Source organism: Colwellia sp. MB02u-14 (assembly GCF_014076915.1).
In the GTDB taxonomy this organism is placed as follows: domain Bacteria; phylum Pseudomonadota; class Gammaproteobacteria; order Enterobacterales; family Alteromonadaceae; genus Colwellia_A.
The window spans coordinates 177720-195334 of the sequence record NZ_JACGUX010000006.1 but is presented as its reverse complement, the minus strand read 5'-3'; the positions used below and the strand labels follow the sequence as shown (position 1 = coordinate 195334).

Genomic DNA, 17615 nt, shown 5'->3' with positions numbered 1-17615 from the left:
CCACTAAAACTAAAAAACCTCAGTTACAAATTTGTAAATGAGGTTTTGGGTTACTCGCATTAAGTATTAACAACTTTTGATTAGCCTTTACGCCAAGTTGTTTTGCCTGCACTGTCTTCAACAATAATATTCATCACCGCTAACTTATCGCGAGCTTCATCAGCTGATGCCCAGTTTTTACTTACTCTGGCATCATTACGTTGCTTAATTAACGCCTCAACTTCAGCAACTTCATCATTGTCACCTTCACCTTGTAAAAAGCTTGCTGGAGGTAATTGTAACAAACCAATTAAATCACCTAACCCTTTGAGTGTTGCTGCTAAATAGGGGGCTCTGTCACTATCAGTATTTTTAGCAACATTTAACTCTTTGGCTAAATCAAATAATACCGCTAAAGCTTGTGGCGTATTAAAGTCGTCATTCATGACTTTAATAAATGCGCTAACATAAACATCGTTCTTATCTAAAGAAAAATCAGCAAGTACATCAACCTCACGCAAAGCAGTATATATACGCTCTAAGCCAGAACGAGCTTGGTCGAGATTATCAGTAGAGTAATTCAACTGACTACGGTAATGTCCTGATGTTAAAAAGAACCTTACGGTTTCTGAATCATATTGTGTTAACACATCACGAATAGTGAAAAAGTTATTAAGTGATTTTGACATTTTTTCTTGGTCAACTTGCACCATACCGGTATGGATCCAATAGTTAACATAAGGCGTGTCAAGTGCACAGCAACTTTGTGCTACTTCATTTTCATGATGTGGAAACTGTAAATCTGAACCACCACCATGAATATCGAAGTGACGACCTAGCTCTTTCGCACTCATAGCAGAACATTCGATATGCCAACCAGGGCGCCCTGCTCCCCATGGTGATCCCCAACTCGGCTCACCCAGTTTAGCTGACTTCCATAAAACAAAATCTAGTGGTGACTTTTTACTTTCGTCAACTTCAACACGAGAGCCTGCTTGTAATTGCTCTAAATTTTGTCCACTAAGTTTGCCATAGTCTTCATAACTAGAAACGGCAAATAACACATCGCCACTATCTGCAACATAAGCATGATCTTTTTCTACAAGGGTAACTATCATGGCAATTATTTCGTCCATGTGAGTAGTCACTCTTGGTTCAAGATCCGGTCGCTGTATATTCAATGCGTCAAAATCTTCATGCATCAATGCAATAGTTCGCTCGGTAAGCTGATCGGGTGTTTCGTTATTTTCTTGTGCACGTTTAATTATTTTATCTTCAACATCAGTGATGTTACGAACATAATTTACGTCATAACCGCTAAATCGTAAATATCTAGCGATATTGTCAAAGCTAATATAGGTTCGACCATGACCGATATGGCATAAATCGTAAACAGTACAACCACATACATACAAACCGACTTTACCTGCTTCAATTGGGGTAAAAACTTCCTTCTGACGGGTTAATGTATTGTATATCTGTAACATAAGATTTTCTGGCTCCGTTTACGATTAAAATATAAGGTATTATTCATTAATAAAAAATCAACGATTTTTCGATAATTGTACCCGAACAAAGTGCTAGGGTCATTATTTAACATGAGAATATCCATAAGTTTTCTTTACAGTTCTGTGCTTTCGTTTACAATTCGCCCATCGAAATTGAAGAGTAAATAAAATGATCACTTTAAAAACAAATTTAGGCGATATCAAAATTTTATTAAACGTTGATAAAGCACCCCTTACGGCAAAAAACTTTCAACAATATGTTGAAGATGGCTTTTATAATGGCACTATTTTTCACCGTGTTATTAATGGGTTTATGGCACAGGGTGGTGGTTTTGCTTCAGGTTTAGAAGAAAAAGATTCTCGTGAAACCATTCAAAACGAAGCGAACAATGGCTTAAGCAATAAGCGTGGCACTTTAGCGATGGCAAGAACACAAGAGCCACATTCCGCTTCTGCACAATTCTTTATTAACTTAAGTGACAACGACTTTTTAGATTTTAAAAGCGAAACGGTACAAGGTTGGGGTTACTGTGTTTTTGCTGAAGTTGTTGAAGGCATGGACATTGTTGATAAAATGACATTAGTTGATACAGGCCGTTTACACGGTCATGACGATGTACCAAAAGAAGAAATCATCATTGAATCTACGATTATTGATTAATTTCATTCAGTGACTAGTAGAGAATTAAAAGAGTCGGTAACCTATTTTATTGCCGACTTACATTTAGCTCAAAATAGGCCTGATATCACGGCCTGTTTTTTGTCATTCCTTAAAAATGATGCACCTAAAGCCGAAACGCTTTACATATTAGGTGATTTATTTGAATACTGGATTGGCGATGATGATACAAATCCTTTTGTTATAGACGTTTCCAACGCCTTAAAAACATTAAGTAAGCTAAGTACTCGTATTTACTATATTCATGGTAATCGCGATTTTTTACTTGGTAAAAAATATGCTAAAGCCTGTGGTATGCAGTTATTACCTGAAATTGATCTTATTAATTTATACGGTAAACCTGTTGTTATTATGCACGGCGATACCTTATGTACCCGTGATATTGCCTATCAAGCCTTTAGAAAAAAGTCACGTTCATGGTGGTGGCAAGCCATCATCAAAAACTTACCTTTATTTGTACGCCGAAAAATTGCAGAGAACTATCGCATAAAAAGTGCGAGTGCAACAGCAATGAAATCACAAGAAATAATGGACGTTACCGAAACTGAAGTTATAAACGCACTTGAGTTATATAAGAGTCAGTTAATGATCCACGGACATACCCATCGTCCAAACATCCATAACATTCAAGCAAATAATGCTTCTGCTCAACGTATTGTACTAGGCGACTGGTATGAACAAGGCGCTTGGTTAAAAGTAACCGAAAACAGTATAGAATTACTTTCACAAGCCTTTAAAACTGACTAAAAATTACGTTTATTTTAAATTGAATGATACTTATATAAAGCACTTATAGCTTGGTCAATAAAAATTTATCCCCCCTGTTCCTATATACTTTTACATTGAGTTTACTGTTAATTAACGTTATGAGGTAAGAAATAATAAAAGGACGTATTATGCAAGAGAATTTTCATCATGCTATGATTATTTCTGAAGAAGAAAAAAATTAATTATTTTTCATACTGTTGCATCTAAATCTAGTCATTACGCTGTGGCATATTATTATTTCACGAAAGAAATATTTATCCCTCAATAGTAAAATAGATGTTCAATTAGCCGCCAATAACAGTATCTATTGGTGTTGCCGAACTGCAAAGTAATATGACGTGGTCGACATTATTTAATAATGCAGACCAAGCGTTATATAAAGCTAAAAATTCAGGGCAGAATTGTTGTGGTTTGGCGGTATGATTGCCACACAACAGCCAGAAAATTCTTACTAAAATTCAACAGCTTTTGTTAGTAAACCACTGTGAAACTTGAAGTCTTCGTCAGGGCTAATAATTAATGCCGCTTCAATATCGGCAAAGTACTTTACTCGTTCAGAAATGTCTTTTCCGGCTATCTCTGCCGCTAATGATAAATAGTCTTGGTAGTGCCTAGCTTCAGAGCGCAATAAAGAAATATAGAAATCACCAAGACGTTTATCAACATGTGGTGCTATTTTAGCAAAACGTTCACATGATCTTGCCTCAATAAAAGCCCCTATAATTAACTTATCTACCATCGCATCAGGTTCAAAAGATTTTACATGGCGAAGTAAACCTTTCGCATACCGACATGGCGTAATACTTTGATATTCAACAGCGTATTCATCCATTATCTCTAGTACTTGATAAAAATGGTGTAACTCTTCTTTAATCAATAAGACCATTTTGTCAATAAGGCTTTGTCCGTGAGCTGAACCTGACTTAGGTAATATTGCTTTAGTTAACTTGTTTTTTGAAGGTAACGAGCGCCAATCGCCTTGTCTTTTATAAATTAATTGCTCAAAAGGCTGTAGCCAAGCTAATAGTGCATCACCACTTTCTTTATCTACGGCATATTTTCGGATCAAAAACATTGCCGACTGCGCAGCTTTTAGCTCACAAACGAGGTGATCGATCAGGAGGATAGATAGATTTTCTGGCTTAACTGCCTCATCAAGCCATGCTTGTGGTGTTTCGCACTTTAAGAATGACATGATTGGTGCTAATAATTCTTGAGTCGACATTTGCGCTAATTCTTCGCTATATACACTAGAGTAATTTTTATTTTATCATATTCAGATTAAGAATTACGGGGCTATTTGCGGATAATATTCAATTCCAATTAATATTAAATATCTTAGATCTTACTTGAAACGCTATTATTACAAAGAAGTCTGTTTTTATGAATCAAAATCATCCCTCCAAGCGGACACTTTTATGCGGGATAAAGCTTATAGTATAGACGGCACCTATTAATTAGCTCTAAGAGAAGTCTATCAATTTAAATATCGGGAGGAACTTTATCTATAGATGAATCAGGTGTTTTATATGGTAGAAAGTTTTATGGACGCTAATAATTTATCAGTATTCAACGGACAATAATTAAGCTGTTATAGGCCTATTCTAAAATATATAGGTTATAGCTTTATCGTGCCTTCGATCTTCGACACCAGACTGATTCAATTAAAGTAAGAAGCTTCTGCTAAGCTGTCATAAGCATTAGCGTAGTTGAGAAATTCTCTTATTGATCACTCTAAAATTTTGATTGCGCTTTGATATTGCTTTGTTCAGAGCAATTTATACCCTATACGGATTAATGCATTTTCATTACTAAAATCATAACCGATTACTGAGCGTGGTTTAACTCTTAATTATGCCACTTTGTTAACATTAGTATTTATACTGAAAAACTTTGTATGGCCAAAACTTCTTAAATTTAACAGATAACCAACGACAAAAATAAATCTTACAACTAAGTTGCTTCCAACATTACAGTAGATTGAAGCGAAACGTTGGCCTAAGATATACTCAGCAATTCTAATTCCTTCATAGATCACAGATGAATACGCTTAGAGATATACAAGCCGAGGCATTTATAATCACCGCATTGTTACCAAAAATAACCTTTCTAGTTTAATACACTCAATGCATAAACTAATAAATCACTCTCCTAAGGAACAAAATCAAAAAATTTACTATTCCTCTAATAACTTCTCTAGCCCTAAGCGCTTGTGCTACTTTTGACCGATATACGGTGAGTAAAAGTTTCCATTACCGCCAAAGGTGCGGGTATCAGTGCAGGTGTTGCTGCTGTAGCGGCCTATTTAGTCAATAAAAATGAGGATAATATAGGTAAAAGTAATCGTATAATGTTGAAAGCTGCGACGCTGAGATTATTGGTGGTATTGGTTATTATATGGATACACAAGAAGCTAAATTGAGAAAAAAACTACGTGGTTCAGGTGTTAGTGTTGAACGTGAAGGTTATAACATCAACTTAACTATGCCTGGCAATATTACATCTCCTTCAGGTAATGCCAATATTGATCAACGTTTCTTATCTGTTTTAGATTCGGTTGTTTTAATATTACAAGAATTCAACAAAACCTTGATGGTCGTTGCGGGTCATACTGATAGCTCTGGCTCTGATGCACTAAACCAGAGTTTATCAGAACGCCGCACTCAGTCTTTTTTTACCTACCTTAATAATGCAGGTGTTATTATAGAGAGAATTGAAGTGATTGGTTTTGGTGAAACTCAGCCTGTTACTTGTAATAGTTCAACCAACTCACATCGGGCTTCCATTTTTTAATCCACGATGGAATATCACTGGCAGGCATAGGTCTGGCTATGCCATAACCTTGGGCTAATTCACAGCCAAGCTGTAATAGTGCGATACCATGTTCAATAGTCTCCACCCCTTCAGCAATCACATTACGTTTAAATGATTTAGCTAAGGCTATCACGCCTTCAACAATGGCTAAATCATCCACGTCAATCAACATATCTCGAACAAAGCTCTGGTCTATCTTAATTAAATTTGCAGGCAATCGCCTAAGATGAGTAAGAGACGAATAGCCTGTGCCAAAATCATCTAAGGCAAATTTAACTCCCAACGCCATGCACTCATTCATTGTTGTTGAGACATGATGTACATCTTCTAAGGCGCTAGTTTCCAGCATTTCTAGTTCTAAATGGTGTGGTTTAACATCAGGATACGCTGCTAGCATTGTCTTTAGTTTCTGTGTGAAATCGGATTCCTGTAATTGAACTGCTGCAATGTTTACGCTAATGCTTAAAGGGAGATTAATCCCCATTGCTTGCCATTGGCTGATTTGTGACAGTGCAGAGTTAATAACCCACTCACCTAGCTCAATCATCATAGGGGTATCTTGAATGTCAGGTAAAAAATCGATTGGATTTAACAGTCCACGTTCTGGATGTTGCCAACGAATTAATGCCTCAACACCTATTACCGACCCTGTCCGCATATGAACCTTAGGCTGGTAATAGAATAAAAATTGATGATTATCTAATGCGCTACGAATAGCTTCTAAGCTTTCCAATTGTACTTTATGTGCGTCATCTTGGGCCATATCAAATAGGTGATAACGATTTTTGCCTGATTCTTTAGCCGCATACATGGCCTGGTCGGCATGCCGGATGAGTAAATCGGCATCAACATTATCTTGCGGATAAAGGGTGACACCAATACTGGCTGATACATTTAAGACCACATTATTGACTTTTACAGGCTCTGACGCTGCAAGCAATAATCGCTCTAATATTGGCCAACAATCTTCAACTACAGCTAAACCAGCTAATACTATTACAAATTCATCACCGCCAATGCGGGCTAAGCTATCACCTTTACGCAACGTTTCCTTCATACGCTTTGATAGTGCAATCAGTAATTCATCACCCCTACTATGCCCATAAGTATCATTGATTACTTTGAACCCATCTAAATCAAGGAATACGACAGCGATAGACTGTTTCTGACGACTGCACTGCAACATGGCTTGGGATAATCGGTCTGCCAATAATGCACGGTTCGGTAAATCAGTAAGTATATCGTAGTGAGCCATATGCTCTAGTTGCTCTTGATGTTTTTTTGTTAGGGTAATGTCATTACCCAAGGATACATAATGGGTAGTGATACCGTTTTCATCACGTACAGCAGTGATAGTTTTCATTTCCGCATACACTTCGCCATTTTTACGACGGCTCCATATTTCACCAGACCAGAAACCTTCTATTACTAGCGCTTTCCACATATCAGCGTCGAGCTCAAGTGATTGGCGTCCAAAATGAAAATTCTGTATGAATTTACCAATACATTCTTCTCGGCTATAGCCTGTTATATGAGTAAAAGTCTCATTCATATCAAGTACTTTACCCGCAGCATCACTGATAGCGATGCTTTCACGAGCATGTGTAAATACGCTCGCAGCTAGTGTTAATTTCTCTTTAGCATTTTTCTGCTCTGTAATGTCTTGAATTATACCGACTACCCACAAAGGTTTACCTTGCTCATTATGTTCAAGCACTACACCTCTGTCCCAAATCCAGATTTGTTTATCGTCGTTTGGGCGTACCATTCTATATTCAAGACTATAGGGTATGTTTTCTTCGAGTAACCGGTCCAGTGCTCTATTTACTTGAGCTTTATCCTCTTCAAAAATACAATGTTGAAATTCATCAAACGAATTTTCGATATCAACCACACCAGTGATCATTTCCCAATTTTTATTGTGGAATACATCATTAGTTTGAGTATTCCATTCCCACAGGCCTTCACTCGAAATATCTAAAACAGCAGTTAGCCTTCTTTCATTTTTTTCTGCTTGATTTTTTAAGGCAATAATATCAGTGACATCAGTTGCAATAATCACGACATTTTCTTCTCCTTTACAGTTAATGAAAGGCGCATTTACAGAATGAAAATTATGATTTTCTCCTGTTTTAATGTCGGTAGCATCTTCATAAAAAACTTGATTTTTTTTACTGTTGATAACGATTTTTACACTTTCTAACAATTGATTCGTCTGCTCTGTATTACCAGTAAAATAAGAGTCGTCTTTGCCAATTATTTTTTGTGATGTTGTATTATAAAAGTCAGCAAGCGTTTTATTAGCAAAAATAAAATTACCATAAGAATCTTTTGCAAAAACAGGCTCAGGAATAGCATTGATGATATCTAGTAGCAGTCTATTTTGTTTTTTTTCGTTTTCAAATTTTCGTTGTAAATCATATGTCATGTAAAAAAACCTTAATGTACTTCCCATAAAAAACTATGAAGAAAATGTCTTATTTAGGTGATAAAAGAACGAGATTATGAAATTAAAAAAAGGTTTCAAGCTCATTTGATGTCCAATAACTCCACTAGTGATGTCTATTCATACTTGTAGAGCTTCTCAAATCATGAATTTCTTTTAAGCTTGCCGTATATTTAACCATATTACTATTTAACCTATTGAGGGAGAGTAATCGTCGTTGTTATTACTTGCGGAGGTGTAGCTCTGCAAACAGTAACTACTATCGCTAATACTTTTTATTTTTATTTTTATTTATCCCATTTTACTTGTTTCATCTACCTTTAAAATCATGCTCTAAACTAATTTCTAAAAATATCGAATAACTATATTAATTTAAGATTTTCAACGAACTTAGAGTTACTAAACGCCACAAGGGTGTTTCATTAATACAATAGCTAAATATTAAGTACCTGAAAAACGCTCCAATAATTGATAAAGTAGCAAAAAAAACCAATTCGGTATACATACGAATTTCAATCGGAATAAGATCAACACGTAAAGTCCAACTTGTAATCACATTGAATGAATGGATACATTAAAAAGATCGATTCTGTATGATATTTCGCGAGTGGACTAGTTATAGGTCTATTTTATGGGTCGGAGATAGATTGTGGAAAACAATTAAAGTGCTTACAGGTAGTAATTATTTAATCTAGCGTTTATCTTGTTTGATAAGTTCACGCTGTCTCGCATTAAGTCTCGACGATATTCCACTAACTGAGTGTATCGTATGTGACTCATACTCAATGATCGTGGTTTGTCTTTATGTAGAGTGAATATTTTGCATCAGAGGGAGCATATTTAGCGTTACTTAGTATAAAGACTTGATGGTAATTAGACACGGTTGAAGGGGTAATCGTAAATAAATAGAGGTGATTACATTTGGCTATGGCATAAATAAGCGGACCTTTTTTAAGTTCACAGCCACTCTAATTTGTTGGTTCGGGTAACGCAGATTAAGGCTCATTGCATAGTCATGTAATGCTTTAGGCTTATTTTTAATAATACAATAGTGGTATTTTTCTGTGTAGTTAGGCTGTTCACAGATATTATGCTTAATACCTATCTAAGTTCATGTTCTATTTAATACAAATTTTGAACCTTATGCTGAAAAAGATAGATACAGGTATTTCAAGTAGTGTTGCTTATAGTTGAATTAGAATATGGCAATTAAATACTATAATTATAAGCCTCGCAGAAGCAGACTACTGTCAAAATGAAAGGTTTAGGCACCTTCCATCGGAAAGAGAATGGAATAAAGTATTAAGGTCTAAAACCCAACAATTATGTGGGAATGGGATCGTTTATGATTCTTGTGAAAGTTGACGTAATTACATGATTTGTGAATTAGATGCTAAACCACGGTATATATAGGTGAGTATTGAAATTTTCATATAACAAGTAAATAAATAAGGACTTAAAATAGTTTGCTGTTTTTCGTACCTTAAACTTTTAGCAAAAATTTCAAGCCTGTTATGTAGGGGGTATCCATAAAAAATCTAATCCGAAGTAGTGTTTGACGCTAACAATCTAATGTCTCTTTTGTGGTCAGCCTGTGTAAAAAATCATTACTCCTTTATAAACTTAACAATATCTTATAACTCTACGTTTTTTATTTGTTTGATAGGTGCGAGTTTATTATATAAAAGATAAGGCTAGAGCCTATATCCTGGAATTTATAGCGTTTAATAAGTCTTGATTATCCATTACATATAACATTCGTTTGGATGTTATATGTAAGCATATGGAGGTTCATTTCGATACTGATATTTTAAATCGACGGGGGAGTAATGCGTTATACCCATCCAGCGCTTAATCGTAACGAACGTTTGTTAAACGGTATGAGTCGTTCTTTCTTACGTCAATCACGTATGGAAGGTAATCGTGAAAACAGAACTCCCGATCCACCCTTCATTAAAATAGGTCGTGCCGTTTGTTATCTAAAAGATGATTTAGATAATTGGCTTGATAGTTTCTTTCGTATGCAGCACTTAGGACAAAAGTCCGTTGGTGGTGAGCATGCGTAAATCCCCTAAAACACCAAAAGTCACAAAGTTGATTTAGTCTTAATCGAATTAATTTCAAACCGACCACTTAAGCCGTTAAAGAAAAAGATAACGTTAACGGAAATACGGCTTTTTCTATTAGGGGAGAAAATTCCGTTAACGTAACAGAAAATGAAAATATCGTTAATGAAGTTCAGGACTCAACTCATGAAATTGACTACTTAACGATATCAGGGTTTGAATCATCTTCATTATCAAGTACAGCACTGAGTGCTCACTTACTCGTTGACGAATTTGATGTTGAGGACAAGCTTAATAAAACGTTTATTGGTAAACAGTTACTGAGCATTCCTTTTAATTGTCGAGTAGTCGCAAAAAACACCTATAACTGTTTACTTAAATTACCGGTAAAGGCAGCCTTTCAAGCCAATACGTATTTAAGATAATTATGTGAGTTTTGTCAATCTATGCCTGTTGATGTTACTTGGTCTGATTCACAGATTGAACTGGTTGGTAAAAACCAAGCAAGTCAATGTCTTCAAATGGTTACTAACATGCATAATTTAGGTGATTCAGAAAAAGCGAGGGTTTTTGCCTTAGAAGCTTTATTGGTTGATTTCTCTATTCAGGCGAGAAAGGAAAAATATATTGATGTTAACATTGCCCTTTATGCTTGTGGTAAGTGGCGTCGAAAAAAAGCCAAATATACGTAATAGACGCTAACTTTAAAAAGGGGCATGAAAACAAACGGCGTAATCAATTATTAATGGCTGAGTTAGAACTAGTTAATGAATAAGGGGGGATGTTGTTGATTTAACCGAAATGGCAAACAGCTACAATGCAAACCCTGTAAAACCTCGTAATGAACTGATCGCTAGACTACATGTCTTTGAAGTCTACGCAGGCAAACATGATTATGTTGCAGACTTTTTAACAACCACTTGTCCATCACGCATGCACCCCGTTCATAATAGCAGTAGAGCCATAACCTGAAACTTGAACGCCCGAGTGTAAATAAAATAAATGTCATTTTTTCATAAAGTAAAATACAAGATGCCTCATATTTTCCATCTTAACATTTATTTTATATTCTTAAGGAATTGAAAGCCTGCTATTTTCGTCTATTACTTAACCGTCTTTACGTAATTGAGAATTAAATAAAGTGCCATCCATTGTTGTGCAAACCAGTTTTAAATATTACTTTTTCTATGATGATGAACGACTTTATTCAAACAGACTTATCTGAGGCGGTGCTCGGGCTGAACGTTTGGTAATCGCGCTAAGAAAATATTAATTTTTTAACTCATGATGTCAACTACACGCACAGAGTGATCGTCAATAATTCAAAGTTGACTATTAGCAATAGTAGCAATAGTGGCAAAGCTGACTGTTTATGGTGATAAATTCACGATTAAATTAGTTTTTTTAGCATTAGTGAGGCTTAGATAATTAATTTACCAACCATTTTGATGCTCTACTGCCAAGGTCTTATTGGTGCACTTTGCGGAAATTTGCATAGAAAAAATTTTCATATATTTTCTAATGAGTCGATTTTGCTACTCAATTAATAACTGAATGATAAATTTTATGGCTTTATATTGCTTAGAGTATTTACATAACGTGCTATTTTGAGCTCAAATAGCTCATAGCTCGTTATGTTTTTTCATAAATAAAGCTGAGTATAGAGAAGCTTGCTAATAACTTACTGCATCTATTATATAAATGTTGTCCTTGAATTAATAAGCTCGATATGTCGACGGTTTAAATAGGAATATATACTAATAAGGTGGTAGGTTACGAAGGAAAGAATATGAAACCCCCTTACCGGTATTGTTGGTATATGGGGCGCACTACTTATAATTTTCACTAAGTAACTTCATAGTGCGAGGCAAGTATAAGGCGTTTAAGTATGCCAAAAATAATCGGCTAGAGCCTGTAACAAAATCTGTTACAGGGTTGTATAAATAGTGAAAATAAACTGGTTCGTTAATTAATACTAATATTACGTGTTAATTACTGACTTTAAAGCGACCGACTAAATTTGTTAAATCTTTGGATAAAACAAGCAAGTCATTCGACCCATCGGCTAATGTATCAGCAGTATTAACAATACCTTTTGCCGATTGATTAATGCCACTAATATCGTCATTGATCAAGTCAGATGAGCTACGCTGTTGATCTGCGGCTTGAGTAATACGTGAGATATTTTCCTTCATTTGTCCAACCAAAGAACTAATTTCGTTAAATGATTGATTCGCTTGTTCAATTTTTTGGATAGTCTGTTTCGATAGTTCGACATTCACACCCATTTGTTGAGAAACAACACGTGTTTTATCCAGCAAGTTCATCAATACAACATCAATTTCTTCAGTAGCGCCTCGCGAGCGTTGCGCTAATGTTCTCACTTCATCTGCGACCACAGCAAAACCTCTCCCTTGTTCACCCGCTCTTGCCGCTTCAATAGCCGCATTAAGTGCTAACAGATTAGTTTGTTCAGCAATACTCCTGATAACATCTAATATTTTAGTAATATTCTCACTTTCCAGTTCAAGTGACTTCATCGATTGAGATGATTCACTTAGCGATTGATTTAACGAACTCACTTCACTTACCGTAATAGAAATTAACGAAATTCCCTTTTTTGAGTACTCTTCAGTTTTCATAATAGTCGTTGAACTTTCTTGACAGTCGTTTGATGTTTGATGTGCGATATCTGTCATTGTTGTGATAAGACTATTCACATTATCTATTGATTTTTCTTGTTTATGGCTTACTGCTTTTACATCAGCGATTTGTATACCTGATTCATTAGCCACCACATTTAATGTTGAAGCACAGGTTTTAATATCAACAACAAGCTGATGAATAGAGTCTAAGAATTGATTAAACCATTGAGCCAGTTCACTGACTTCATCTTGACCAATAATCTCTAGTCGCTTAGTTAAATTTCCATCACCTTGTGCAATATCACGCAAACCTTCAGCCACACGGTTAATGGGTTGAACAATACGGTTGGCTAACCAAAATCCCATGGCTATAAATAATGTAACCATAATAAAGGCTATTACGGTAATGGTCTGACTCATACTATATGCAGGCGCTAAAATTTCATCGCTATGGATAACGCCAACAAAACGCCACTTTAATTCTTTTGAATAATAGCTGGCAACATCAACATCTTCACCTAAATGTTCTGTAGAAAAATGATGTTGATTTGGACTTTTTTGTAATATAGAAAATAATGATGATGAAAGATCTTTAATATTTTTGAAATTGTTTTCTGGTGTTTTGGCATCAGCTAGCACGGTTCCTGACTCATCAATAAGAATGAGATAGCCGCTTTTACCTAGTTTTGTATTACTCAATATATCCGTTAATGTTGAAAGGGTAACATCTAGACCTTGTACGCCTATAATATCGCCTTGCTCATTTTTAACCACTAACGCAGAAGTGACTACAGGTTTTCCTATGACATCTTGATATGCTTCAGTAATAATTGGCGCATTGGGAGAAGCTAGTGCCTGTTTATACCAAGGACGTTGTCTTGGATCGTAACCTCCAAGCTCTTCTAAGGGATATTGAACAAAGCCACCTTCTTTGGTACCTATGTATACATAAAGTAAATCAGGGTGTGATGAACCAAAATCTTCATACAGCTTATATAAATCTAATTCTTCGACAGAGTCATTTTTTGGCGCCATCATATGATCAGAGCGAAGATAAGTATGAGTGTCATCAGGAAGTTGAGTCGTTAATTTATTTTGAGCTAAAAATTTTACGTTAGCTTTGATTTGTTGAAAGAAAAGTTGAAAGCCGTTATCTACTTGTCTTAACTCATCCTGAGTGCGTTCAACAAAGCTTGTTGAAGATTTAGAAATCGTCATTGATATGCTGACAATCGCAATCGCAATAATAGGCAAAATAACCGTGGCGGCAAAGCTCAACGTTAGTTTAGAGCGAATATTCATAAAAAGTCATTAAATAATCGTAAATGTAGTCATAATATAACTGAGAATGACGCTGAGACCAAGCCAAAATAAGTCAGAGTGAAAGTACTGGCTAAACTCAAAAACCGTGGCCAACCTTACTTGACCACTTCAGTTTTCAAGTCGGACTCATAACTGTTAACTGGGTTCACTTCGTTTCACCTTTTAGCCAACAAGTATTCGCCGTTTAAACGGCGTTAGCGACGAATAAACTCATACGAATTAAATTTACCCCATTAATACTAATGTCTACAATGTGACTTAAGTCTATTTATTCTTCAATGTTGGCCAAACAAAGGGAGCGGGCTTGGTGGAAGTTATTCCTGCTACTACTGTATTTTGGGCGAGTATCCCCCTAATTAATTTCCCAGTTTCTTTATGTTTACTGCAAAATGTTTTTAGGTATAAAATTTCAACTCTACTGCGTGCCCAAGGGGTTGTACGCAGAAATTTCAAACTTGATTTAAGACGCGGTTTATTGGTAAAACAACGAATATTAAGTAACTCACCCATCTTATCCCAACCAATTTTCTTCTCCAGTTCGGTTAGAATCTGTTCAAGTTTCACGCCGTGTAGTGGGTCATTACTTTTATTCATAGTCTACCTAAAATCAAAAATAGCATTGTAAAAAGTTTCCTAAATATTGACAGAATTATGCGTTTAACTCAGGTAACCGTGCGCCAAGAAAATTATGGAAAAGCTAATGGCCCAAATGAAATTGAAGTGACGTTAGGCTTTATAAGTTACTAATTTCCGCTAAGCGCACTTACTTGTCTTTATTTTCTGATAATTTGTGACGTTTGTTATAATTTCCTTATCATTTTTGACGTAAAAGCTTCAGTTAATTTATTCCTATTTAGCTGTAAGCCCTCATACTAGCGTTCTGGAATTATCATTATGTGATGTAATAAAGATAATAAAAGTCCACTAGCTGTCTTGCTGAGCAATAAACGCTAAAGAGTGTTGATTAAAAAGTTCAGGGTTCTCCACATTGCAGACATGACCACATTGTTGAATCGTATGTAATAAGCTATTTTTATGTTGCTTTACCATTTCTATTACCGGTCCCAGAAACATATGATCTTCCTTGCCCATAATATAAAGAATAGGTATATCTATCTCTTTTTCTTTGAAGTATCGCATTAAAGGATTTACATCCATTGCTAGCTTAAACCAACGAATAAATTCCTTTTGGCACAGGCGCTTAGCTTCGCGTACAAATAAATGTCGAGATTCTTTATGACGTTTTTTTGGCATCATAATAAAAGCAAATAAACGATACAGCCACATGTATGGCAGGCAATGTTTAAAAGTATTACCCAAATAAACCAAGATATTACTACGCGCATTAAAACGAGTAATAGCACCACCTAAAACCATACTTGATACGTACTCAGGTGCAAGTTCGGCTATATTTCGAATGATAATAGTACCCAGTGAAATGCCAACAAAATGAGCACACGTAATATTATTGTGATCTAAGACATCGATAATATCTTCAGAAACTTTATTAAAAGAATAATTACTGTCAACAAAGGTTTGTACCAAGTGACTGGACTTCCCGTGACCACGAAGATCAAGTAAAAGCACATTATACTCTTTTTGATAATCCCTGATCTGACGAAACCAGATTGCCGAACTACCACCAGCACCATGGACAAAAACAACCCATACTTTGCTGGTTTTATGTGGATAAATAGTATGAAAAAGAATTGATTTGCTCATTGCCGCAAGCGCCCTATTACACTGAGTTGTACAAGCTTAAAATATTCAGTATAACTAATTTAAAAGAAAATCTCCTTATAAGTTCTCTAACACCACTCTTTTACAAGGTTAATAGAAAATTTTGATTATTATCAATGCGATTTCATATCAATATTGACCTTTATTTAACCTTGTATATTATTTAACCTTAACATTAATAACCTTTTGCTAACTTACCTATAATGACTTGCTAAGCCCCTTAAGGAAAAGATAGAATTGGCCGTTGATTATTTCGCTGTAACGTCATCATAAAATCAACACTTAACACCCTTCTTTTAAATTTACTACTGGTTAACAGATGATTACAGACGTAAACAAAAATGATAATTTTTTCAATGATTTGTCTCCCGACCACACCAGTCCCTATGTTCGGTTTCCTAATGGTAGTGATTGTACCGTGACGGCTATTAATAAACGCTGGCAGCACTTGACTAAAGTTGATACTAAAATTACCGCGCATGTTTCAAGTTTATATGCAGGTGAAGACTTAAGTGAGTATGCGTCTAATATTGAAAACTGTATTGGCACAGTGAAAGTCCCCGTTGGTATTGCTGGACCTATTCGAGTTCGCGGAACTTATGCTCAGGGTGATTTTCTATTACCGATGGCAACCACTGAAGCGGCGCTAGTCGCCAGTTATCATAGGGGCTCAGTACTTATTTCTAAAGCCGGTGGCTGCTCCGCCATCTTAATTTCCGAGGGGGTCACTCGTTCTCCTGGCTTTGCATTTAATACTATCGCTAACTTAGCGACTTTTTCTCATTGGGTTTTACTCAATAAAAACAAACTAAGTGAAACGGCTAAACAGACCAGTAATTATTGCCAACTAATTGATATTCGCATTGCCACAGAAGGGAATCACCTCTATTTACTCTGTGACTACACCACTGGTGATGCAGCAGGTCAAAATATGGTGACTATAGCTACACAAGCCATTTGTGAATATATTATCGCGAATAGCCCTGTACAACCTGAGTACTGGTTTGTCGAAGCAAACTGCTCTGGTGATAAAAAATCATCTGCGCAATCTTATACCAGTGTTAGGGGCAAAAAAGTTTCTGTGGAAGTAAAAATACCAGAGAAGTTGGTGAAACGTTTTTTACATACAACACCACAACGTATGGTTGATTGCTGGCGTATGTCAGCTTTAGGCGGTGTTATGAGTGGCACAATGGGCGTACAAGGGCATTACGCTAATAGTCTTGCTGCTATGTTTATTGCCTGTGGGCAAGATGCGGCTTGCGTTGCAGAAGCCGCTGTAGGTATCACTCGCTTTGAAATACGTAACGATGGCGCTTTATATTGTGCTGCAACGTTACCCAACTTAATTGTTGGTACCGTTGGTGGAGGAACTAAGCTCCCTAGCCAAAAATCTTGTTTAGAAATGATGAATTTACCAAAAGAAAATCAGGCAAGGGCATTTTCAGAAATTTGTGCCGCTGCCGCGCTGGCAGGAGAAATATCAATTATTGGCTCATTGGCTGCTGGCGATTTCACATCGGCACATAAAAGCTTAGCCAGAGATAGGTAACGTTTATCACCTAACGATTAATAATGCTTTTTGCCAATTCATGCGGCCAATTAAAAGCCGTTAATCTTTTAGATTAATGGCTTTTTTGTGTTTAT

General features: G+C 36.0%; 14 protein-coding genes. 8 read left to right on the top strand and 6 right to left on the bottom strand.

What is annotated here, in order from left to right; translation table 11 throughout:
* Positions 1-80: 80 nt before the first annotated feature.
* Positions 81-1466, bottom strand: coding sequence for a cysteine--tRNA ligase (gene cysS, locus H4J52_RS02265; RefSeq protein ID WP_182179633.1), 1386 nt, complete (start codon positions 1464-1466; stop codon positions 81-83).
* A 190-nt stretch (positions 1467-1656) separates the two neighbouring features.
* Between cysS and H4J52_RS02260 the strand changes: the two genes are divergently transcribed.
* The 3 genes from H4J52_RS02260 to H4J52_RS02250 all read left to right on the top strand — a co-directional run bounded on the left by H4J52_RS02260 (position 1657) and on the right by H4J52_RS02250 (position 3357).
* On the top strand, positions 1657-2148 hold the full coding sequence (locus H4J52_RS02260; RefSeq protein ID WP_182179635.1) for a peptidylprolyl isomerase: 492 nt from the start codon (positions 1657-1659) through the stop codon (positions 2146-2148).
* A gap of 9 nt (positions 2149-2157) precedes the next feature.
* Entirely contained in the window at positions 2158-2913 is a 756-nt protein-coding gene (locus H4J52_RS02255; protein WP_182179637.1) for a UDP-2,3-diacylglucosamine diphosphatase, read from the top strand.
* A 315-nt stretch (positions 2914-3228) separates the two neighbouring features.
* On the top strand, positions 3229-3357 hold the full coding sequence (locus tag H4J52_RS02250; protein WP_182179649.1) for a diguanylate cyclase domain-containing protein: 129 nt from the start codon (positions 3229-3231) through the stop codon (positions 3355-3357).
* 28 nt (positions 3358-3385) lie between these two features.
* Here the strand turns inward: H4J52_RS02250 and H4J52_RS02245 are convergent, their stop codons facing one another.
* Positions 3386-4159 (bottom strand): tRNA isopentenyl-2-thiomethyl-A-37 hydroxylase MiaE, encoded by a 774-nt coding sequence (locus tag H4J52_RS02245; protein ID WP_182179639.1) that lies wholly within the window; start codon positions 4157-4159, stop codon positions 3386-3388.
* Positions 4160-5331: 1172 nt separating this feature from the next.
* Between H4J52_RS02245 and H4J52_RS02240 the strand changes: the two genes are divergently transcribed.
* Positions 5332-5727 (top strand): OmpA family protein, encoded by a 396-nt coding sequence (locus tag H4J52_RS02240; protein WP_259366561.1) that lies wholly within the window; start codon positions 5332-5334, stop codon positions 5725-5727.
* Here the strand turns inward: H4J52_RS02240 and H4J52_RS02235 are convergent.
* The gene (locus tag H4J52_RS02235) at positions 5681-8176 is read right to left on the bottom strand and encodes a GGDEF and EAL domain-containing protein (RefSeq protein ID WP_220460034.1); all 2496 of its coding nucleotides are present in this window, start codon (positions 8174-8176) and stop codon (positions 5681-5683) included. The genes H4J52_RS02240 and H4J52_RS02235 overlap by 47 nt on opposite strands.
* Positions 8177-10023: 1847 nt before the next feature.
* On the opposite strand from H4J52_RS02235, the gene H4J52_RS02230 reads away from it, so the two are divergent.
* From H4J52_RS02230 to H4J52_RS20365, 3 genes are all read left to right on the top strand, one after another.
* Complete coding sequence (locus H4J52_RS02230) at positions 10024-10260, top strand: DNA-binding protein (RefSeq protein ID WP_182178031.1); 237 nt, start codon at positions 10024-10026, stop codon at positions 10258-10260.
* Positions 10261-10706: 446 nt separating this feature from the next.
* Complete coding sequence (locus H4J52_RS02225; protein ID WP_182224157.1) at positions 10707-10952, top strand: hypothetical protein; 246 nt, start codon at positions 10707-10709, stop codon at positions 10950-10952.
* Positions 10953-11031: 79 nt separating this feature from the next.
* The gene (locus H4J52_RS20365) at positions 11032-11232 is read left to right on the top strand and encodes a replication endonuclease (protein WP_404851969.1); all 201 of its coding nucleotides are present in this window, start codon (positions 11032-11034) and stop codon (positions 11230-11232) included.
* A 1016-nt stretch (positions 11233-12248) separates the two neighbouring features.
* Here the strand turns inward: H4J52_RS20365 and H4J52_RS02215 are convergent.
* The 3 genes from H4J52_RS02215 to H4J52_RS02205 form a co-directional block, all read right to left on the bottom strand.
* The gene (locus tag H4J52_RS02215) at positions 12249-14207 is read right to left on the bottom strand and encodes a methyl-accepting chemotaxis protein (protein ID WP_182224155.1); all 1959 of its coding nucleotides are present in this window, start codon (positions 14205-14207) and stop codon (positions 12249-12251) included.
* Positions 14208-14492: 285 nt separating this feature from the next.
* Positions 14493-14822, bottom strand: a complete 330-nt coding sequence (locus tag H4J52_RS02210) for a VF530 family DNA-binding protein (RefSeq protein ID WP_182178039.1) — start codon at positions 14820-14822, stop codon at positions 14493-14495.
* Positions 14823-15152: 330 nt separating this feature from the next.
* Positions 15153-15950 carry an alpha/beta fold hydrolase gene (locus tag H4J52_RS02205; protein ID WP_182178041.1) on the bottom strand — a complete coding sequence of 266 codons (798 nt, stop codon included), beginning with the start codon at positions 15948-15950 and terminating at the stop codon, positions 15153-15155.
* A 337-nt stretch (positions 15951-16287) separates the two neighbouring features.
* Between H4J52_RS02205 and H4J52_RS02200 the strand changes: the two genes are divergently transcribed.
* Complete coding sequence (locus H4J52_RS02200) at positions 16288-17520, top strand: hydroxymethylglutaryl-CoA reductase (RefSeq protein WP_182224154.1); 1233 nt, start codon at positions 16288-16290, stop codon at positions 17518-17520.
* Positions 17521-17615: the final 95 nt, after the last annotated feature.